Genomic DNA, 19335 nt, shown 5'->3' on the forward strand with positions numbered 1-19335 from the left:
GGGAGGGGAATGATGTCTCAGACAGCAAAAGTGCTGCTGCTGTATGCCCATCCGGAATCTCAGGACTCGGTGGCAAACCGGGTGCTGCTTAAGCCGGCCACACAGCTCAGTAACGTGACGGTGCACGATCTCTACGCGCACTATCCTGATTTCTTTATTGATATTCCTTACGAGCAGGAACTGCTGCGTCAGCATGACGTGATTGTGTTCCAGCATCCGCTTTATACCTACAGCTGTCCGGCGCTGCTCAAAGAGTGGCTGGACCGCGTGCTGAGCCGGGGCTTCTCCAGCGGGGTGGGGGGCAACCAGCTGGCGGGAAAGTACTGGCGTAGCGTGATTACGACCGGTGAACCCGAAAGCGCTTACCGCCACGACGGGCTGAACCGTTATCCGATGAGCGACATTCTGCGGCCTTTCGAGCTGACGGCGGCAATGTGCCGTATGCACTGGATGAGCCCGATTATTGTCTACTGGGCCCGACGTCAGGATCCGAAAGAACTGGCCAGCCACGCCAGAGCCTATGGTGAATGGCTGGCGTCACCGATTCCGGCAGGAGGTCGTTAATGGAAGGATCGAATTTGCTCCTCGCCGGGGTGCTGTTTTTATTTGCGGCTGTCGTCGCGGTGCCGCTTGCTGCGCGTATTGGTATCGGTGCGGTACTGGGGTATCTGCTGGCGGGGATCGCGATTGGCCCCTGGGGACTGGGATTCATCAGCGATGTAGATGAAATTCTTCACTTCTCCGAACTGGGCGTGGTGTTCCTGATGTTCATCATCGGCCTTGAGCTCAACCCTTCTAAATTGTGGCAGCTTCGACGCTCCATCTTTGGCGTGGGTGCCGCGCAGGTGGTGTTCAGCGCCGCGATTCTGGGTGGCCTGTTAATGCTGACGAATTTCTCCTGGCAGGCGGCGGTGATAGGGGGGATAGGCCTTGCGATGTCGTCGACGGCGATGGCCCTGCAGCTGATGCGCGACAAGGGGATGAACCGCAACGAAGCCGGTCAGCTGGGTTTTTCGGTGCTGCTGTTCCAGGATTTGGCGGTCATCCCGGCGCTGGCGCTGGTGCCGCTGCTGGCGGGCTCCGGCGACGACCACTTCGACTGGGCGAAAATCGCGATGAAGGTGCTGGCCTTCGCGGGGATGCTAATTGGCGGACGTTTCCTGTTACGTCCGGTGTTCCGCTTTATTGCCGCGTCCGGCGTGCGCGAGGTGTTTACCGCCGCGACGCTGCTGCTGGTGCTGGGGTCGGCATTGTTTATGGACGCGCTGGGGCTGTCGATGGCGCTCGGGACCTTTATCGCCGGGGTGCTGCTGGCGGAAAGTGAATACCGGCACGAGCTGGAAATTGCCATCGATCCCTTTAAAGGGCTGCTGTTAGGCCTGTTCTTTATTTCGGTGGGGATGGCGCTCAACCTTGGCGTGCTCTATACCCATCTGCTGTGGGTTGTGGTGAGCGTGGCCATCCTGGTGGCGGTGAAAACGCTGGTGCTGTACGTCATGGCGCGCATTTACGGCCTGCGCAGTTCGGAACGCATGCAGTTTGCCAGCGTGTTAAGCCAGGGAGGCGAGTTCGCGTTTGTGCTGTTCTCTACCGCCTCGTCCCAGAAGCTGTTTAAAGACGACCAGATGGCGCTTTTGCTGGTGACGGTCACGCTGTCAATGATGACCACGCCGCTGTTGATGAAGCTGGTGGATAAACTGCTGTCGCGCCGCCTGAACCCGACAGACGATGAAGACGAAGCGCCGTGGGTGGAGGATGATAAGCCCCAGGTGATCGTGGTGGGCTTTGGCCGCTTTGGACAGGTGATCGGGCGTTTGCTGATGGCGAACAAAATGCGCATTACGGTGCTGGAGCGGGATATCAGCGCGGTCAACCTGATGCGCAAATACGGCTACAAGGTTTACTACGGCGATGCGACCCAGCTCGAGCTACTGCGCTCGGCGGGGGCAGAGGCGGCAGAGTCCATCGTCATTACCTGTAACGACCCGGAAGACACGATGAAGCTGGTGGATCTGTGCCAGCAGCATTTCCCGCATCTGCATATTCTGGCGCGTGCGCGGGGACGTGTTGAAGCTCACGAATTATTGCAGGCGGGTGTGAAACACTTCTCCCGTGAGACGTTCTCCAGTGCGCTGGAGCTGGGGCGCAAGGCGCTGATCTCGCTTGGCATGCATCCGCATCAGGCGCAGCGTGCCCAGATGCACTTCCGCCGGCTGGATATGCGGATGCTGCGCGAGCTGATGCCGGTACATACCGATACGGCGCAGATCTCCCGCGTGCGGGAAGCGCGTCGCGAGCTGGAGGAGATCTTCCAGCGTGAGATGCAGCAGGAACGACGCCAGCTCGATGGCTGGGATGAATTTGAATAAAGGGTAACGAAAGATGGCTGTACGTAAACGCTTTATCGCGGGTGCAAAATGCCCGACCTGCCAGGCGCAAGATACCCTGGCGATGTGGCGGGAAAATAATATTGATGTTGTTGAGTGTGTTAAGTGCGGTCACCAGATGCGTGAGGCCGATAAAGAAGCCCGCGATCACGTTCGCAAAGAAGAGCAAGTGATCGGCATTTTTCATCCAGACTAGCGATATGCTCTGAGTTTTTTTAAGCTTAAGGGTACACGGGTGCAGATTTCCGCTACAATCTGCGCCAGCAATTTTCCCACGCTCAGGAGATATCATGAAAGTAGCAAAAGACCTGGTGGTCAGCCTGGCCTATCAGGTACGTACAGAAGACGGTGTGTTGGTTGATGAGTCTCCGGTGAGTGCGCCGCTTGACTACCTGCATGGTCACGGTTCCCTGATTTCCGGCCTGGAAAACGCGCTGGAAGGTCATGAAGTTGGCGACAAATTTGACGTTGCTGTAGGCGCGAACGACGCTTACGGTCAGTATGACGACAACCTGGTTCAGCGCGTTCCTAAAGACGTCTTCATGGGCGTTGACGAACTGCAGGTTGGCATGCGCTTCCTGGCTGAAACTGACCAGGGTCCAGTTCCTGTTGAAATCACCGAAGTGGAAGATGACCACGTCGTGGTTGACGGTAACCACATGCTGGCTGGCCAGAACCTGAAGTTCAACGTCGAAGTTGTTGCGATCCGTGAAGCGACCGAAGAAGAGCTGGCTCATGGCCACGTTCACGGTGCGCACGGTCACGACCATGACCACGATCACGGCCACGATGGCTGCTGCGGTGGTCACGGCCACGACCATGGTCATGACCACGGCCACGGTAAAGGTGGTTGCGGTAACGGCGGCTGCGGCTGCCACTAATACCCGTCGTCTTTCAAGCCGCAGGTGCGTTGGCTGCGCTTTCAAACCCCGGTCACATAGTTATCTATGCTCCCGGGGATTTTCAAGCTTGCCGCCTTCCTGCGACTCGAAATCCATAGGGTATTTGTTATGTAGGCCCGGTAAGCTTCGCGCCACCGGGCACAAAAAAAGCGGGATAATCCCGCTTTTTTTACGCCTCAATAATGAGGAGGTGGCGTCTCTTCCGACTGAGAAGCAATGTTCGACGGCTGCGTAGCCTTCAGCTTTTCCGTCAGCAGGCGCATATGATCCCGCAGTTTCGCCATTTCGAGCTCATGTGCGGTCACGGTCTGGTTTAGCTCTTCGATGGTGATGTCCTGAAAAGCCAGGCGGCTTTCCAGCTCAGCCATTCTCGCTTCTATCGTTGTATCCTTCATCATTCACCTCGTTTATTTCAGATTCGCCATAATGGCCCAGCGGCGGCGCAGTTTAACTGAGTTTATCCTTAAGTACAGTTCGCATCCCTCTGGCAAGAAACTTATTTAAACAAAAATAGTCTGAAAAGTGGCGAGAATTGGACGTGTCTGTCTGTAGATTTCTTCTGCAACGTTTTATAGTACGTCACTCATTTACGTTTAACGCTGGGGTGAGAGTCCCCAGGCCCTGGAGATATGGATGAAATCACTGTTTAAAGTAACGCTGCTGGCGACGACGATGGCTGTTGCGCTGAACGCGCCGCTGTCATTCGCTGCTGATACTGCTGCGAAGCCTGCTGCCACTGCAGACAGCAAAGCGGCGTTCAAAAATGACGACCAGAAATCCGCCTACGCACTGGGCGCATCTCTGGGTCGTTACATGGAAAACTCTCTGAAAGAACAAGAGAAACTGGGCATCAAACTGGATAAAGCTCAGCTGATTGCGGGCGTTCAGGACGCATTTGCCGATAAGAGCAAGCTGTCTGACCAGGAAATTGAACAGACTCTGCAGGCGTTCGAAGCGCGTGTGAAGGGCGCCGCGCAGACCAAGATGGACGCGGACGCTAAAGACAACGAAGCGAAAGGCAAAGCTTACCGCGATGCCTTTGCTAAAGAGAAGGGTGTGAAAACCTCTTCGACTGGCCTGGTGTACAAAGTTGAGAAAGAAGGCACCGGCGATGCGCCTAAAGACAGCGATACGGTTGTTGTGAACTACAAAGGTACGCTGATCGACGGTAAAGAGTTTGATAACTCTTACACCCGCGGTGAGCCGCTCTCCTTCCGTCTGGATGGTGTGATCCCTGGCTGGACTGAAGGCCTGAAAAACATCAAGAAAGGCGGCAAGATCAAGATGGTTATTCCACCGGATCTGGCCTATGGCAAAACCGGCGTTCCAGGTATCCCTGCCAACTCTACCCTGGTCTTTGACGTAGAGCTGCTGGACATCAAACCGGCACCGAAAGCGGATGCCAAGGCAGATGCACCGGCTGACGATAAAGCCGCTGCCGCTAAGAAGTAATGCTGAAAAAAAACCGCCGCCTTTAAGGCGGCGGTTTTTTATTGTGGGGCAGATATAATTAACACTGGAAAGCGTTAGGCACGCTGTATTAATTTAGTTGTCCGTGTAGATAATGAGCCTGCCCTGAAAACCTAACGACAGGCTCCTGAAAAGGAGTGTTTTTTTCATGTCCAGGTCGCTTTTAACCAACGAAACCAGTGAACTTGATTTACTGGATCAACGTCCTTTCGATCAGACCGACTTCGATATTCTGAAATCCTATGAAGCGGTAGTGGACGGGTTAGCGATGCTCATTGGCTCCCACTGCGAAATCGTATTGCACTCCCTGCAAGATCTGAAGTGTTCCGCCATCCGCATTGCGAATGGTGAGCATACTGGCCGTAAAATTGGTTCGCCAATTACCGACCTTGCATTGCGTATGTTGCATGACATGACCGGCGCGGACAGCAGCGTCTCCAAATGCTATTTCACCCGCGCCAAAAGCGGCGTGCTGATGAAATCAGAAACCATCGCGATTCGAAACCGCGAGCATCGCGTGATTGGGCTGCTGTGCATCAACATGAACCTTGATGTGCCATTCTCGCAGATCATGAGCACCTTTGTTCCACCCGAAACGCCGGATGTTGGCTCTTCTGTTAACTTTGCCTCTTCCGTCGAAGATCTTGTGACGCAGACGCTGGAGTTCACTATTGAAGAGGTGAATGCCGACCGCAACGTCTCGAACAACGCCAAGAATCGTCAGATTGTGCTCAATCTCTATGAAAAAGGGATTTTTGATATTAAAGACGCCATCAACCAGGTGGCCGATCGTCTGAACATCTCCAAGCACACGGTCTATCTCTATATTCGCCAGTTCAAAAGCGGTGATTTCCTGGGACAAGACAAGTAATGCGTTTTGCGTTAATGGTGACCGGCCCGGCGTACGGGACTCAGCAGGCCAGCAGTGCGCTGCAGTTTGCGCATGCGCTGCTGGCAGCCGGACATGAGCTGGCGAGCGTCTTCTTCTATCGGGAAGGGGTGTATAACGCGAACCAGTTTACGTCACCGGCGAGCGATGAGTTTGACGTGGTGCGCGGCTGGCAGGCACTAAACGAAAAGCAGGGCGTAGAACTGCATATCTGCGTCGCGGCGGCACTGCGCCGCGGCGTGACAGATGCAACCGAAGCCGCGCGTCTTGGTTTATCGGGTTCTAACCTGCAGCCCGGTTTTTCGTTAAGTGGCCTGGGTGCGCTGGCACAGGCGGCGTTAACCTGCGACAGAGTGGTGCAATTCTGATGAAGCGCGTGGCATTTGTGTTTACGTCTGCGCCGCACGGCAGCGCTTCCGGCCGCGAAGGGCTCGATGCGTTACTTGCGACGTCCGCGCTGACCGAAGATATCGGCGTCTTCTTTTTGGGGGACGGGGTGTTTCAGCTTCTGGCGGGTCAGCGGCCACAGGCCATTCTGGCGCGGGATTACATCGCGACCTTCAAAGTGCTGCCGCTGTACGACATTGAAACCCTGTATGTCTGCGCCGACTCGCTGGCCGCTCGCGGTTTGGATGAGAAGACGCCTTTCGTGCTGGATGTGACCGTCGTGTCTTCTGCGGCATTGCGCGAACACCTTTCCCACTACGACACCGTTCTGACTTTCTGAGGCTGCCATGCTCCATACTCTGAGCCATTCACCATGGCAATGTGACATCGACGCGTTACTGAGTATGCTGCGCGACGGTGATGATCTGCTGCTGATTCAGGACGGCGTGCTTGCCGCACTTGAAGGCAGTCGTTTCGTTGAAATTCTCACGAATGCCCCCATAACAGTCTCTGCGCTGAAAGACGATCTGGATGCGCGGGGTCTTTCTGGTCAAATTTCAGCCAAAATTGACGTGGTTGGCTATACTGATTTCGTCAATCTTACTGTGACGCACGCCAGTCAAATGAACTGGTGATTTGAGATCGCTGTATATTTCTTGACACCTTTTCGACGTAGCCCTAAAATTTCGCGTCCTCATATTGTATGAGGTCGTTTTATTACGTGTTTACGAAGCAAAAGCTAAAACCAGGAGCTATTTAATGGCAACAGTTAACCAGCTGGTACGCAAACCACGTGCACGCAAAGTTGCGAAAAGCAACGTGCCTGCGCTGGAAGCCTGCCCGCAGAAACGTGGCGTATGTACTCGTGTATATACCACCACTCCTAAAAAACCAAACTCCGCACTGCGTAAAGTATGCCGTGTGCGTTTGACTAACGGTTTCGAAGTGACTTCCTACATCGGTGGTGAAGGTCACAACCTGCAGGAGCACTCCGTGATCCTGATCCGTGGCGGTCGTGTTAAAGACCTTCCGGGTGTTCGTTACCACACCGTTCGTGGTGCGCTGGACTGCTCAGGTGTTAAAGACCGTAAGCAGGCTCGCTCCAAGTACGGCGTGAAGCGTCCTAAGGCTTAATGGTTCTCCGTTAAGTAAGGCCAAACTGATTTATCTTAATGTCACACTAAACTCTTTGAGTTTTGGACAATCCTGAATTAACAACGGAGTATTCCCATGCCACGTCGTCGCGTCATTGGTCAGCGTAAAATTCTTCCAGATCCGAAATTCGGATCAGAACTGCTGGCAAAATTTGTCAATATCCTGATGGTAGATGGTAAAAAATCTACTGCAGAAGCAATCGTATACAGCGCGCTTGAGACCCTGGCTCAGCGTTCTGGTAAAAATGAACTGGAAGCTTTCGAAGTCGCTCTCGACAACGTTCGCCCAACTGTAGAAGTTAAGTCCCGCCGCGTTGGTGGTTCTACTTATCAGGTTCCAGTTGAAGTTCGTCCGGTTCGTCGTAATGCCCTGGCAATGCGTTGGATCGTTGAAGCTGCTCGTAAACGCGGTGATAAATCCATGGCTCTGCGTCTGGCGAACGAACTTTCTGATGCTGCAGACAACAAAGGTACTGCAGTTAAGAAACGTGAAGACGTTCACCGTATGGCAGAAGCCAACAAGGCGTTCGCACACTACCGTTGGTAATCCCTTCGGAGTCTTAGTCACCAGGCGGGCGCTTCAGAGAAGCCGCCCGCTCTGGGTAACTTAACTGAACGCCTAAAGATATAAACGAGGAATCAAATGGCTCGTACAACACCCATCGCACGCTACCGTAACATCGGTATCAGTGCGCACATCGACGCCGGTAAAACCACTACTACCGAACGTATTCTGTTCTACACCGGTGTAAACCACAAAATCGGTGAAGTTCATGACGGCGCAGCCACCATGGACTGGATGGAACAGGAGCAGGAGCGTGGTATCACTATCACCTCCGCAGCGACTACTGCATTCTGGTCAGGTATGGCTAAGCAGTACGAACCGCATCGCGTAAACATCATCGACACCCCAGGGCACGTTGACTTCACCATCGAAGTAGAACGTTCCATGCGTGTTCTTGACGGCGCGGTAATGGTTTATTGCGCAGTTGGTGGTGTTCAGCCACAGTCTGAAACCGTATGGCGTCAGGCGAACAAATATAAAGTTCCACGCATCGCGTTCGTTAACAAAATGGACCGTATGGGTGCTAACTTCCTGAAAGTTGTTGGTCAGATCAAAACCCGTCTGGGCGCGAACCCTGTTCCGCTGCAGCTGGCAATTGGTGCTGAAGAAGGCTTCACCGGCGTTATCGACCTGGTGAAAATGAAAGCCATCAACTGGAACGATGCAGACCAGGGCGTTACCTTCGAATACGAAGATATCCCAGCTGCAATGCAGGACCTGGCTGACGAATGGCACCAGAACCTGATCGAATCCGCTGCTGAAGCTTCTGAAGAGCTGATGGAGAAATACCTGGGTGGTGAAGAACTGACTGAAGAAGAGATCAAAAAAGCTCTGCGTCAGCGCGTTCTGAACAACGAAATCATCCTGGTAACCTGTGGTTCTGCGTTCAAGAACAAAGGTGTTCAGGCGATGCTGGATGCGGTAGTTGACTACCTGCCATCCCCAGTTGACGTTCCTGCGATCAACGGCATCCTGGACGACGGTAAAGATACCCCGGCTGAGCGTCACGCAAGCGACGAAGAGCCATTCTCTGCACTGGCGTTCAAAATTGCTACCGACCCATTCGTGGGTAACCTGACCTTCTTCCGCGTTTACTCTGGTGTGGTTAACTCCGGTGACACCATCCTGAACTCCGTGAAAGCGGCGCGTGAGCGTTTTGGCCGTATCGTACAGATGCACGCTAACAAACGTGAAGAGATCAAAGAAGTTCGTGCGGGCGACATCGCTGCAGCTATCGGTCTGAAAGACGTGACCACTGGTGACACCCTGTGTGACCCGGATCACCCGATCATTCTGGAGCGTATGGAATTCCCAGAGCCGGTAATCTCCATCGCAGTTGAACCAAAAACCAAAGCTGACCAGGAAAAAATGGGTCTGGCTCTGGGCCGTCTGGCGAAAGAAGACCCATCATTCCGCGTATGGACTGATGAAGAATCTAACCAGACCATCATCGCTGGTATGGGTGAACTGCACCTGGACATCATCGTTGACCGTATGAAGCGTGAATTCAACGTTGAAGCGAACGTGGGTAAACCTCAGGTTGCTTACCGCGAAGCGATTCGCGCGAAAGTTACCGACATTGAAGGTAAACACGCTAAGCAGTCTGGTGGTCGCGGTCAGTACGGTCACGTTGTGATCGACATGTACCCACTGGAGCCGGGCTCTAACCCGAAAGGTTACGAGTTCATCAACGACATCAAAGGTGGTGTAATTCCTGGCGAATACATCCCAGCCGTTGATAAAGGCATCCAGGAACAGCTGAAAGCGGGCCCTCTGGCTGGCTATCCGGTTGTTGACATGGGTGTTCGTCTGCACTTCGGTTCTTACCACGACGTTGACTCCTCTGAACTGGCGTTTAAACTGGCTGCGTCTATTGCCTTTAAAGAAGGCTTTAAGAAAGCAAAACCAGTTCTGCTTGAGCCAATCATGAAGGTTGAAGTAGAAACTCCTGAAGAGAACACCGGTGACGTTATCGGTGACTTGAGCCGTCGTCGCGGTATGCTGCGTGGTCAGGAATCCGAAGTAACTGGCGTTAAGATCCACGCTGAAGTTCCGCTGTCTGAAATGTTCGGATATGCAACTCAGCTGCGTTCTCTGACCAAAGGTCGTGCATCATACACCATGGAATTCCTGAAGTATGATGATGCGCCTAACAACGTTGCTCAGGCCGTTATTGAAGCCCGTGGTAAGTAATCCACAGGATTAAAACCTAAGTCCCGTGCTCTCTCCACAGGGGAGAGCACTATAGTAAGGAATATAGCCGTGTCTAAAGAAAAATTTGAACGTACAAAACCGCACGTCAACGTTGGTACTATCGGCCACGTTGACCATGGTAAAACTACCCTGACTGCTGCAATCACTACCGTTCTGGCTAAAACCTACGGTGGTTCTGCTCGTGCATTCGACCAGATCGATAACGCACCAGAAGAAAAAGCTCGTGGTATCACCATCAACACTTCCCACGTTGAGTATGACACCCCGACTCGTCACTACGCACACGTAGACTGCCCAGGCCACGCCGACTATGTTAAAAACATGATCACCGGTGCTGCGCAGATGGACGGCGCGATCCTGGTTGTTGCTGCGACTGACGGCCCAATGCCTCAGACTCGTGAGCACATCCTGCTGGGTCGTCAGGTAGGCGTTCCTTTCATCATCGTGTTCCTGAACAAATGCGACATGGTTGATGACGAAGAGCTGCTGGAACTGGTAGAGATGGAAGTTCGTGAACTGCTGTCTCAGTACGATTTCCCAGGCGACGATACCCCAATCGTTCGTGGTTCTGCTCTGAAAGCGCTGGAAGGCGAAGCTGAGTGGGAAGCGAAAATCATCGAACTGGCTGGCTTCCTGGATTCTTACATCCCAGAACCAGAGCGTGCGATTGACAAGCCATTCCTGCTGCCAATCGAAGACGTATTCTCCATCTCCGGTCGTGGTACCGTTGTTACCGGTCGTGTAGAGCGCGGTATCATCAAAGTTGGTGAAGAAGTTGAAATCGTTGGTATCAAAGAGACTGCGAAGTCTACCTGTACTGGCGTTGAAATGTTCCGCAAACTGCTGGACGAAGGCCGTGCTGGTGAGAACGTTGGTGTTCTGCTGCGTGGTATCAAACGTGAAGAAATCGAACGTGGTCAGGTTCTGGCTAAGCCAGGCTCAATCAAGCCACACACCAAGTTCGAATCTGAAGTGTACATCCTGTCCAAAGACGAAGGCGGCCGTCATACTCCGTTCTTCAAAGGCTACCGTCCACAGTTCTACTTCCGTACAACTGACGTGACCGGTACCATCGAACTGCCAGAAGGCGTTGAGATGGTAATGCCAGGCGACAACATCAAGATGGTTGTGACTCTGATCCACCCAATCGCGATGGACGACGGTCTGCGTTTCGCAATCCGTGAAGGCGGCCGTACCGTTGGCGCGGGCGTTGTTGCTAAAGTTCTGGGCTAATTAATTATCCCCGAATAAAAAAAGGACGCTTCGGCGTCCTTTTTTGTTTTCTGCCGCTCAGGCGTTGTCACAAAATTTCGCATTTTTTGCCTGCTCCCGCCCCGCATTCTGGCGTTTGTGCTATTGTAATCATAACCATTCTCACTTACACTTTGCGCATAATTTGAACGGGAGTTTCTATGTACGTTTGTTTATGTAATGGTGTAAGCGACAAAAAAATACGTCAGGCCGTTCGCCAGTTTCAGCCCCAGTCATTCCAGCAGCTTCGCAAATTTGTTCCGGTGGGAAATCAATGCGGTAAATGTGTACGTGCTGCGCGAGAGATCATGCAGGACGAACTGATGCAGATCCCGGAATACAAAGAGATCGCGTAAGCGCCCATCTTTTTTTTGACATCCCTGTAGCCCGATCTACGCTTCAATGAGTGGAAGCGGAGGGACTATATAATGAAAGGTGATGTTAAAATCATAAGTTATCTCAATAAATTATTGGGAAATGAGCTTGTCGCAATAAACCAGTATTTTCTTCACGCGAGAATGTTCAAAAACTGGGGACTCAAACGTTTAAACGACGTTGAGTACCATGAATCTATAGATGAGATGAAACACGCTGATAAATATATCGAGCGTATTTTATTCCTTGAAGGCATTCCAAACCTGCAGGATCTCGGCAAGCTGGGTATCGGAGAGGATGTCGAAGAGATGCTGCGTTCCGACCTCAGGCTGGAACTTGAAGGTGCTAAAGATCTCCGTGAAGCCATTGCCTATGCTGACAGCGTACATGACTACGTCAGCCGCGATATGATGATCCAGATCCTGGCCGATGAAGAAGGGCATATAGACTGGCTGGAAACAGAGCTGGATCTCATTGCTAAAATTGGCCTGCAAAACTATCTTCAGTCACAGATTAAAGTGGAAGAATAAGCAACGTCTTCCAGCCTACGCATAAACCCGCTGCTGCCAGAAATGGCCCAAAAGGCAGCGGGTTTTTTATTGCCTTCTTATCAGGGCGAATGAACGAAAAGACAAGAATGCAAAGAAGCGCCATCAGTGCCGCGAGTAACGCCAGCGTAGGCAGTACGCACCAGCCGTGCCATGCACCAAGCGCCGCCAGGTATTTCACATCGCCATATCCCATACCTTCACGCCGGTAGATAAACCAGTAGCCCCAGTAAATAACGGCAAAGCCAATATATCCAGCCATCGCACCCGCCACCGCGCTCGGCAGAAAATCAGGTTGGATACAGAGCTGGAAGAGCAGCCCCGCCCATAGCAGCGGGCAGAGAAATTTATCGGGAAGCAGACCGTAGCGAATATCGGCATGTACCAGTAAGGCAGTCAGTGAAAGATAGATCAGCAGAAAGGGGAGGGTGGTTAGCATGTAAAAGGCCTCAAACGGGTTTGAGCGCATAGTCGTTATAATCGGCCTGTCCGGCAATGCACAAAAAACGGAGATGCGTAGCGGCTCGAAACAAAGCATCGCCGTAGAATACATTGCATAAAACGTTGCGCGCTCTTACGCACCCTGCGACATTGGCGCTTAATTTCTAAACGGCACTTGCGTCTTGCCCAGATTTACGTATAATGCGCGGGCTTGTCGTAATTGACGGCGGGTTCAATCAGAACCAGAGTAGCTCATTTTGTTACTCAACAATGCTCCCAATTGGGGAGCTACGTAAGAACGGTTACACTCTCCCATCAATCGTAATGGGTTTGAGGAGTAATCATTTTCGTTTATAAAATAATTGGAGCTCTGGTCTCATGCAGAACCAAAGAATCCGTATCCGCCTTAAAGCGTTTGATCATCGTCTGATCGATCAATCAACCGCGGAAATCGTCGAGACTGCTAAGCGCACTGGTGCGCAAGTCCGTGGTCCGATCCCGCTGCCGACCCGCAAAGAGCGCTTCACCGTTCTGATCTCTCCGCACGTTAACAAAGACGCGCGCGATCAGTACGAAATCCGCACTCACAAGCGTCTGGTTGACATCGTTGAGCCAACTGAGAAAACCGTTGATGCTCTGATGCGTCTGGATCTGGCTGCCGGTGTAGACGTGCAGATCAGCCTGGGTTAATCAGGTCATCGAGCGATTGAGAGGTTGAAACAATGATTGGTTTAGTCGGTAAAAAAGTGGGTATGACCCGCATCTTCACTGAAGATGGCGTTTCTATCCCAGTAACCGTAATCGAAGTTGAAGCAAACCGCGTTACTCAGGTTAAAGATCTGGCTAACGATGGCTACCGCGCTATTCAGGTTACCACTGGTGCTAAAAAAGCTAACCGTGTAACCAAACCAGAAGCGGGTCACTTCGCTAAAGCTGGCGTAGAAGCTGGCCGTGGTCTGTGGGAATTCCGTCTTGCTGAAGGCGAAGAGTTCACCGTAGGTCAGGACATTAGCGTTGAGCTGTTTGCTGACGTTAAAAAAGTTGACGTAACCGGTACCTCTAAAGGTAAAGGTTTTGCTGGTACCGTTAAGCGCTGGAACTTCCGTACCCAGGACGCTACCCACGGTAACTCCTTGTCTCACCGCGTTCCGGGTTCTATCGGTCAGAACCAGACTCCGGGCAAAGTGTTCAAAGGCAAGAAAATGGCAGGTCAGCTGGGCAACGAACGTGTAACCGTTCAGAGCCTGGACGTAGTACGTGTTGACGCTGAGCGCAACCTGCTGCTGGTTAAAGGTGCGGTCCCGGGTGCAACCGGTAGCGACCTGATCGTTAAACCAGCTGTGAAGGCGTAAGGGGATAGCAATGGAATTAGTATTGAAAGACGCGCAGAGCGCGCTGACTGTTTCCGAAACTACCTTCGGTCGTGATTTCAACGAAGCGCTGGTTCACCAGGTTGTTGTTGCTTATGCAGCTGGTGCTCGTCAGGGTACTCGTGCTCAGAAGACTCGTGCTGAAGTAACTGGTTCTGGCAAAAAGCCATGGCGCCAGAAAGGTACCGGCCGTGCGCGTTCAGGTTCTATCAAGAGCCCGATCTGGCGTTCAGGTGGCGTGACCTTCGCTGCGCGTCCACAGGACCACAGTCAAAAAGTTAACAAAAAGATGTACCGCGGCGCGCTGAAAAGCATCCTGTCCGAACTGGTACGTCAGGATCGTCTGATCGTTGTCGAGAAGTTCTCTGTTGAAGCGCCTAAAACTAAGCTGCTGGCACAGAAACTGAAAGACATGGCTCTGGAAGATGTGCTGATCATCACCGGTGAGCTGGACGAGAACCTGTTCCTGGCCGCACGTAACCTGCACAAGGTTGACGTACGCGATGCGACTGGTATCGACCCGGTTAGCCTGATCGCCTTCGACAAAGTCGTAATGACTGCTGATGCTGTTAAGCAAGTTGAGGAGATGCTGGCATGATTCGTGAAGAACGTCTGCTGAAGGTGCTTCGCGCACCGCACGTTTCTGAAAAAGCGTCTACTGCGATGGAAAAAACAAACACCATCGTTCTCAAAGTTGCTAAAGACGCGACCAAAGCAGAGATCAAAGCTGCTGTGCAGAAACTGTTTGAAGTCGAAGTCGAAGTCGTTAACACCCTGGTAGTTAAAGGGAAAGTTAAACGTCACGGACAGCGTATCGGTCGTCGTAGCGACTGGAAAAAAGCTTACGTCACCCTGAAAGAAGGCCAGAATCTGGACTTCGTTGGCGGCGCTGAGTAAGTCGGAGGAGTAATACAATGGCAGTTGTTAAATGTAAACCGACATCTCCGGGTCGTCGCCACGTAGTTAAAGTGGTTAACCCTGAGCTGCACAAGGGCAAACCTTTTGCTCCGTTGCTGGAAAAAAACAGCAAATCCGGTGGTCGTAACAACAATGGCCGTATCACCACTCGTCACATCGGTGGTGGCCACAAGCAGGCTTATCGTATTGTTGACTTCAAACGCAACAAAGACGGTATCCCAGCAGTTGTTGAACGTCTTGAGTACGATCCGAACCGTTCCGCGAACATCGCGCTGGTTCTGTACAAAGATGGCGAACGCCGTTACATCCTGGCCCCTAAAGGCCTGAAAGCTGGCGACCAGATTCAGTCTGGCGTTGATGCTGCAATCAAAGCAGGCAACACCCTGCCGATGCGCAATATCCCGGTTGGTTCTACCGTTCATAACGTAGAAATGAAACCAGGTAAAGGCGGTCAGCTGGCGCGTTCCGCGGGTACTTACGTTCAGATCGTTGCGCGTGATGGTGCTTATGTCACCCTGCGTCTGCGTTCTGGTGAAATGCGTAAAGTCGAAGCAGACTGCCGCGCTACTCTGGGCGAAGTTGGCAATGCTGAGCATATGCTGCGCGTTCTGGGTAAAGCAGGTGCTGCACGCTGGCGTGGTGTTCGTCCTACCGTTCGCGGTACTGCGATGAACCCAGTCGACCACCCACATGGTGGTGGTGAAGGTCGTAACTTTGGTAAGCACCCGGTATCTCCGTGGGGCGTTCAGACCAAAGGTAAGAAGACCCGCAGCAACAAGCGTACTGATAAATTTATCGTACGTCGCCGTAGCAAATAATTTTAGAGGATAAGCCATGCCACGTTCTCTCAAGAAAGGTCCTTTTATTGACCTGCACTTGCTGAAGAAGGTAGAGAAAGCGGTGGAAAGCGGAGACAAGAAGCCCCTGCGCACTTGGTCCCGTCGTTCAACGATCTTTCCTAACATGATCGGTTTGACCATCGCTGTCCATAATGGTCGTCAGCACGTTCCAGTCTTTGTTACCGACGAAATGGTTGGTCACAAACTGGGTGAATTCGCACCGACTCGTACTTATCGCGGCCACGCTGCTGATAAAAAAGCGAAGAAGAAATAAGGTAGGAGGAAGAGATGGAAACTTTAGCTCAACATCGCCATGCTCGTTCTTCTGCACAGAAGGTTCGCCTTGTTGCTGACCTGATTCGCGGTAAGAAAGTGTCGCAGGCCCTGGACATCCTGACCTATACCAACAAGAAAGCTGCGGTATTGGTCAAGAAAGTACTGGAATCTGCCATTGCTAACGCTGAACACAACGATGGCGCTGACATCGACGATCTGAAAGTCGCGAAAATTTTCGTAGATGAAGGCCCAAGCATGAAGCGCATTATGCCGCGTGCGAAAGGTCGTGCAGATCGCATCCTGAAGCGCACCAGCCACATTACTGTGGTTGTGTCCGATCGCTGAGACTCTGGAGACTAGCAATGGGTCAGAAAGTACATCCTAATGGTATTCGCCTGGGTATTGTAAAACCATGGAACTCTACCTGGTTTGCGAACACCAAAGAATTCGCTGACAACCTGGACAGCGATTTTAAAGTACGTCAGTACCTGACGAAGGAACTGGCTAAAGCGTCTGTATCTCGTATCGTTATCGAGCGTCCAGCGAAGAGCATCCGTGTGACTATTCACACTGCTCGTCCTGGCATCGTTATCGGTAAGAAAGGCGAAGACGTAGAAAAACTGCGCAAGGTCGTAGCGGATATCGCTGGCGTTCCTGCACAGATCAATATCGCTGAAGTTCGTAAGCCTGAACTGGACGCTAAATTGGTTGCTGACAGCATCACTTCTCAGCTGGAACGTCGTGTAATGTTCCGTCGTGCTATGAAGCGTGCTGTACAGAACGCAATGCGTCTGGGCGCTAAAGGTATCAAAGTTGAAGTTAGCGGCCGTCTGGGCGGCGCGGAAATCGCACGTACCGAATGGTACCGTGAAGGTCGCGTACCGCTGCACACTCTGCGTGCTGACATCGACTACAACACCTCTGAAGCGCACACCACTTACGGTGTAATCGGCGTTAAGGTATGGATCTTCAAAGGTGAGATCCTGGGTGGTATGGCTGCTGTTGAACAACCGGAAAAACCGGCTGCTCAACCTAAAAAGCAGCAGCGTAAAGGCCGTAAATAAGGAGCGTCGCTGATGTTACAACCAAAGCGTACAAAATTCCGTAAAGTGCACAAAGGCCGCAACCGTGGTCTGGCGCAGGGTACGGATGTTAGCTTCGGCACTTTCGGTCTGAAAGCTGTTGGCCGTGGTCGTCTGACTGCACGTCAGATCGAAGCAGCACGTCGTGCAATGACCCGTGCAGTTAAGCGTCAAGGTAAGATCTGGATCCGTGTATTCCCGGACAAACCGATCACCGAGAAGCCGCTGGAAGTTCGTATGGGTAAAGGTAAAGGTAACGTGGAGTACTGGGTTGCCTTGATCCAACCGGGCAAAGTCCTTTATGAAATGGACGGTGTTCCGGAAGAGCTGGCCCGTGAAGCCTTCGGCCTGGCAGCAGCGAAACTGCCTATCAAAACCACCTTTGTAACTAAGACGGTGATGTAATGAAAGCAAAAGAGCTGCGTGAAAAAAGCGTTGAAGAGCTGAACGCTGAGCTGCTGAACCTGCTGCGTGAGCAGTTCAACCTGCGTATGCAGGCTGCAAGTGGCCAGCTGCAACAGACTCACCTGCTGAAGCAAGTGCGTCGCAATGTTGCACGCGTTAAGACTTTACTGACTCAGAAGGCGGGTGCGTAATGACCGATAAAATCCGTACTCTGCAAGGTCGTGTTGTTAGCGACAAAATGGAGAAATCCATTGTTGTAGCTATCGAACGTATTGTGAAACACCCGATCTACGGTAAATTCATCAAGCGTACGACCAAACTGCACGTACATGACGAGAACAACGAATGTGGTATCGGCGACAAGGTTGAAATCCGTGAATGCCGTCCACTGTCCAAGACTAAGTCCTGGACGCTGGTTCGCGTTGTAGAGAAAGCGGTTCTGTAATACAGTACGCCTTCTCAATACGAATAAACGGCTCAGCGATGAGCCGTTTATTTTTTCTACCCATATTGCAGAAGCGGTGTTATAATGCCGCGCCCTCGATATGGGGCTTTTTAACGGCTCTGATTTTAGAGTCTCAGGTAGTAGTTGACATTAGCGGAGCACTAAAATGATCCAAGAACAGACTATGCTGAACGTCGCCGACAACTCCGGTGCACGTCGCGTAATGTGTATCAAGGTTCTGGGTGGCTCGCACCGTCGCTACGCAGGCGTAGGCGACATCATCAAGATCACCATCAAGGAAGCAATTCCACGTGGTAAGGTCAAAAAAGGTGATGTGCTGAAGGCGGTAGTGGTGCGCACCAAGAAGGGTGTTCGTCGCCCTGACGGTTCTGTCATTCGCTTCGATGGTAATGCATGCGTTATTTTAAACAATAACAGCGAGCAGCCTATCGGCACGCGTATCTTTGGGCCGGTAACTCGTGAACTTCGTACTGAAAAGTTCATGAAAATTATCTCTCTGGCACCAGAAGTACTCTAAGGAGCGAATCATGGCAGCGAAAATCCGTCGTGATGACGAAGTTATCGTGTTAACCGGTAAAGATAAAGGTAAACGCGGTAAAGTAAAAAATGTTCTGTCTTCCGGCAAACTTGTCGTTGAAGGTATCAACCTGGTTAAGAAACATCAGAAGCCGGTTCCGGCCCTGAACCAACCAGGTGGCATCGTTGAAAAAGAAGCTGCTATTCAGGTTTCTAACGTTGCAATCTTCAATGCGGCTACCGGCAAGGCTGACCGTGTAGGCTTTAGATTCGAAGACGGCAAAAAAGTCCGTTTCTTCAAGTCTAACAGCGAAACTATCAAGTAATTTGGAGTAGTACGATGGCGAAACTGCATGATTACTACAAAGACGAAGTAGTTAAGAAACTCATGACCGAGTTTAACTACAATTCTGTCATGCAAGTCCCTCGGGTCGAGAAGATCACCCTGAACATGGGTGTTGGTGAAGCGATCGCTGACAAGAAACTGCTGGATAACGCAGCAGCTGACCTGACAGCAATCTCCGGTCAAAAACCGCTGATCACCAAAGCACGCAAATCTGTTGCAGGCTTCAAAATCCGTCAGGGCTATCCGATCGGCTGTAAAGTAACTCTGCGTGGCGAACGCATGTGGGAGTTCTTTGAGCGCCTGATCACTATTGCTGTTCCACGTATCCGTGACTTCCGTGGCTTGTCCGCTAAGTCTTTCGACGGTCGTGGTAACTACAGCATGGGTGTCCGTGAGCAGATCATCTTCCCAGAAATCGACTACGATAAAGTCGACCGCGTGCGTGGTTTGGATATTACCATTACCACTACTGCGAAATCTGACGAAGAAGGCCGTGCTCTGCTGGCTGCCTTTGACTTCCCGTTCCGCAAGTAA

General features: G+C 52.0%; 31 protein-coding genes. 29 read left to right on the plus strand and 2 right to left on the minus strand.

Features of this window, described 5'->3' with window-relative positions:
- Nucleotides 1–9 precede the first annotated feature (9 nt).
- The 4 genes from kefG to slyD all read left to right on the plus strand — a co-directional run bounded on the left by kefG (nt 10) and on the right by slyD (nt 3268).
- A complete protein-coding gene (kefG, locus tag CWR52_RS14285) occupies nt 10–564 on the plus strand; it encodes a glutathione-regulated potassium-efflux system ancillary protein KefG (protein WP_021242220.1) in 555 nt (184 codons plus the stop codon).
- Complete coding sequence (kefB, locus tag CWR52_RS14290) at nt 564–2369, plus strand: glutathione-regulated potassium-efflux system protein KefB (protein ID WP_045909312.1); 1806 nt, start codon at nt 564–566, stop codon at nt 2367–2369. The genes kefG and kefB overlap by 1 nt, the downstream gene beginning before the upstream one ends.
- A 13-nt stretch (nt 2370–2382) precedes the next feature.
- A complete protein-coding gene (locus tag CWR52_RS14295; protein WP_010436300.1) occupies nt 2383–2583 on the plus strand; it encodes a YheV family putative zinc ribbon protein in 201 nt (66 codons plus the stop codon).
- A gap of 94 nt (nt 2584–2677) precedes the next feature.
- Nucleotides 2678–3268 (plus strand): peptidylprolyl isomerase, encoded by a 591-nt coding sequence (slyD, locus tag CWR52_RS14300; RefSeq protein WP_008503010.1) that lies wholly within the window; start codon nt 2678–2680, stop codon nt 3266–3268.
- Between the two features lie 197 nt (nt 3269–3465).
- Here the strand turns inward: slyD and CWR52_RS14305 are convergent, their stop codons facing one another.
- On the minus strand, nt 3466–3684 hold the full coding sequence (locus tag CWR52_RS14305) for a protein SlyX (protein ID WP_008503009.1): 219 nt from the start codon (nt 3682–3684) through the stop codon (nt 3466–3468).
- A 238-nt stretch (nt 3685–3922) separates the two neighbouring features.
- On the opposite strand from CWR52_RS14305, the gene fkpA reads away from it, so the two are divergent.
- The 11 genes from fkpA to bfr all read left to right on the plus strand — a co-directional run bounded on the left by fkpA (nt 3923) and on the right by bfr (nt 12124).
- Entirely contained in the window at nt 3923–4741 is an 819-nt protein-coding gene (gene fkpA / locus CWR52_RS14310; protein ID WP_008503008.1) for an FKBP-type peptidyl-prolyl cis-trans isomerase, read from the plus strand.
- 166 nt (nt 4742–4907) lie between these two features.
- On the plus strand, nt 4908–5630 hold the full coding sequence (locus CWR52_RS14315) for a helix-turn-helix transcriptional regulator (protein WP_045330517.1): 723 nt from the start codon (nt 4908–4910) through the stop codon (nt 5628–5630).
- Nucleotides 5630–6016, plus strand: a complete 387-nt coding sequence (tusD, locus tag CWR52_RS14320; RefSeq protein WP_023294706.1) for a sulfurtransferase complex subunit TusD — start codon at nt 5630–5632, stop codon at nt 6014–6016. Before CWR52_RS14315 ends, tusD begins: the two co-directional genes overlap by 1 nt.
- Nucleotides 6016–6375 (plus strand): sulfurtransferase complex subunit TusC, encoded by a 360-nt coding sequence (gene tusC / locus CWR52_RS14325; protein ID WP_104949980.1) that lies wholly within the window; start codon nt 6016–6018, stop codon nt 6373–6375. Before tusD ends, tusC begins: the two co-directional genes overlap by 1 nt.
- Nucleotides 6376–6382: 7 nt before the next feature.
- On the plus strand, nt 6383–6670 hold the full coding sequence (gene tusB, locus CWR52_RS14330; protein ID WP_045909310.1) for a sulfurtransferase complex subunit TusB: 288 nt from the start codon (nt 6383–6385) through the stop codon (nt 6668–6670).
- A 124-nt stretch (nt 6671–6794) separates the two neighbouring features.
- On the plus strand, nt 6795–7169 hold the full coding sequence (rpsL, locus tag CWR52_RS14335; protein WP_000246815.1) for a 30S ribosomal protein S12: 375 nt from the start codon (nt 6795–6797) through the stop codon (nt 7167–7169).
- Between the two features lie 96 nt (nt 7170–7265).
- Nucleotides 7266–7736: a 30S ribosomal protein S7 gene (gene rpsG, locus CWR52_RS14340; protein ID WP_004106370.1), complete on the plus strand. Its 471-nt coding sequence runs from the start codon at nt 7266–7268 to the stop codon at nt 7734–7736.
- Between the two features lie 96 nt (nt 7737–7832).
- The gene (fusA, locus tag CWR52_RS14345) at nt 7833–9947 is read left to right on the plus strand and encodes an elongation factor G (RefSeq protein WP_008503004.1); all 2115 of its coding nucleotides are present in this window, start codon (nt 7833–7835) and stop codon (nt 9945–9947) included.
- Between the two features lie 69 nt (nt 9948–10016).
- A complete protein-coding gene (tuf, locus tag CWR52_RS14350; RefSeq protein ID WP_014068448.1) occupies nt 10017–11201 on the plus strand; it encodes an elongation factor Tu in 1185 nt (394 codons plus the stop codon).
- 179 nt (nt 11202–11380) lie between these two features.
- Nucleotides 11381–11575, plus strand: coding sequence for a bacterioferritin-associated ferredoxin (gene bfd, locus CWR52_RS14355; protein ID WP_008503493.1), 195 nt, complete (start codon nt 11381–11383; stop codon nt 11573–11575).
- Nucleotides 11576–11647: 72 nt separating this feature from the next.
- A complete protein-coding gene (gene bfr / locus CWR52_RS14360) occupies nt 11648–12124 on the plus strand; it encodes a bacterioferritin (protein WP_008503492.1) in 477 nt (158 codons plus the stop codon).
- Here bfr and CWR52_RS14365 read toward each other — a convergent pair.
- Complete coding sequence (locus CWR52_RS14365; RefSeq protein WP_104950924.1) at nt 12108–12581, minus strand: prepilin peptidase; 474 nt, start codon at nt 12579–12581, stop codon at nt 12108–12110. The two genes, bfr and CWR52_RS14365, sit on opposite strands and share 17 nt — an antisense overlap.
- A gap of 380 nt (nt 12582–12961) precedes the next feature.
- Between CWR52_RS14365 and rpsJ the strand changes: the two genes are divergently transcribed.
- From rpsJ to rplE, 14 genes are all read left to right on the plus strand, one after another.
- Nucleotides 12962–13273, plus strand: a complete 312-nt coding sequence (rpsJ, locus tag CWR52_RS14370; RefSeq protein ID WP_001181005.1) for a 30S ribosomal protein S10 — start codon at nt 12962–12964, stop codon at nt 13271–13273.
- Nucleotides 13274–13305: 32 nt separating this feature from the next.
- Nucleotides 13306–13935: a 50S ribosomal protein L3 gene (gene rplC / locus CWR52_RS14375; protein ID WP_003863274.1), complete on the plus strand. Its 630-nt coding sequence runs from the start codon at nt 13306–13308 to the stop codon at nt 13933–13935.
- Between the two features lie 10 nt (nt 13936–13945).
- A complete protein-coding gene (gene rplD, locus CWR52_RS14380) occupies nt 13946–14551 on the plus strand; it encodes a 50S ribosomal protein L4 (RefSeq protein WP_000424395.1) in 606 nt (201 codons plus the stop codon).
- Nucleotides 14548–14850 carry a 50S ribosomal protein L23 gene (gene rplW, locus CWR52_RS14385; RefSeq protein WP_000617546.1) on the plus strand — a complete coding sequence of 101 codons (303 nt, stop codon included), beginning with the start codon at nt 14548–14550 and terminating at the stop codon, nt 14848–14850. The genes rplD and rplW overlap by 4 nt, the downstream gene beginning before the upstream one ends.
- A 17-nt stretch (nt 14851–14867) precedes the next feature.
- Nucleotides 14868–15689: a 50S ribosomal protein L2 gene (gene rplB, locus CWR52_RS14390; protein ID WP_008457150.1), complete on the plus strand. Its 822-nt coding sequence runs from the start codon at nt 14868–14870 to the stop codon at nt 15687–15689.
- Nucleotides 15690–15705: 16 nt separating this feature from the next.
- Nucleotides 15706–15984, plus strand: coding sequence for a 30S ribosomal protein S19 (gene rpsS / locus CWR52_RS14395; protein ID WP_001138117.1), 279 nt, complete (start codon nt 15706–15708; stop codon nt 15982–15984).
- A gap of 14 nt (nt 15985–15998) precedes the next feature.
- Nucleotides 15999–16331, plus strand: coding sequence for a 50S ribosomal protein L22 (rplV, locus tag CWR52_RS14400; RefSeq protein WP_002919773.1), 333 nt, complete (start codon nt 15999–16001; stop codon nt 16329–16331).
- 17 nt (nt 16332–16348) lie between these two features.
- The gene (rpsC, locus tag CWR52_RS14405; RefSeq protein ID WP_000529945.1) at nt 16349–17050 is read left to right on the plus strand and encodes a 30S ribosomal protein S3; all 702 of its coding nucleotides are present in this window, start codon (nt 16349–16351) and stop codon (nt 17048–17050) included.
- 12 nt (nt 17051–17062) lie between these two features.
- Nucleotides 17063–17473 (plus strand): 50S ribosomal protein L16, encoded by a 411-nt coding sequence (rplP, locus tag CWR52_RS14410; protein WP_002919759.1) that lies wholly within the window; start codon nt 17063–17065, stop codon nt 17471–17473.
- The gene (gene rpmC, locus CWR52_RS14415) at nt 17473–17664 is read left to right on the plus strand and encodes a 50S ribosomal protein L29 (protein ID WP_003863282.1); all 192 of its coding nucleotides are present in this window, start codon (nt 17473–17475) and stop codon (nt 17662–17664) included. Before rplP ends, rpmC begins: the two co-directional genes overlap by 1 nt.
- Nucleotides 17664–17918 carry a 30S ribosomal protein S17 gene (rpsQ, locus tag CWR52_RS14420; protein WP_008503489.1) on the plus strand — a complete coding sequence of 85 codons (255 nt, stop codon included), beginning with the start codon at nt 17664–17666 and terminating at the stop codon, nt 17916–17918. Before rpmC ends, rpsQ begins: the two co-directional genes overlap by 1 nt.
- A 166-nt stretch (nt 17919–18084) precedes the next feature.
- Nucleotides 18085–18456 carry a 50S ribosomal protein L14 gene (rplN, locus tag CWR52_RS14425; RefSeq protein WP_002919748.1) on the plus strand — a complete coding sequence of 124 codons (372 nt, stop codon included), beginning with the start codon at nt 18085–18087 and terminating at the stop codon, nt 18454–18456.
- 10 nt (nt 18457–18466) lie between these two features.
- Entirely contained in the window at nt 18467–18781 is a 315-nt protein-coding gene (gene rplX, locus CWR52_RS14430; protein ID WP_003863287.1) for a 50S ribosomal protein L24, read from the plus strand.
- Nucleotides 18782–18795: 14 nt separating this feature from the next.
- On the plus strand, nt 18796–19335 hold the full coding sequence (gene rplE, locus CWR52_RS14435; protein WP_001096202.1) for a 50S ribosomal protein L5: 540 nt from the start codon (nt 18796–18798) through the stop codon (nt 19333–19335).

This window comes from Enterobacter sp. SGAir0187 (assembly GCF_002952735.2).
Classification (GTDB): domain Bacteria; phylum Pseudomonadota; class Gammaproteobacteria; order Enterobacterales; family Enterobacteriaceae; genus Enterobacter; species Enterobacter quasiroggenkampii.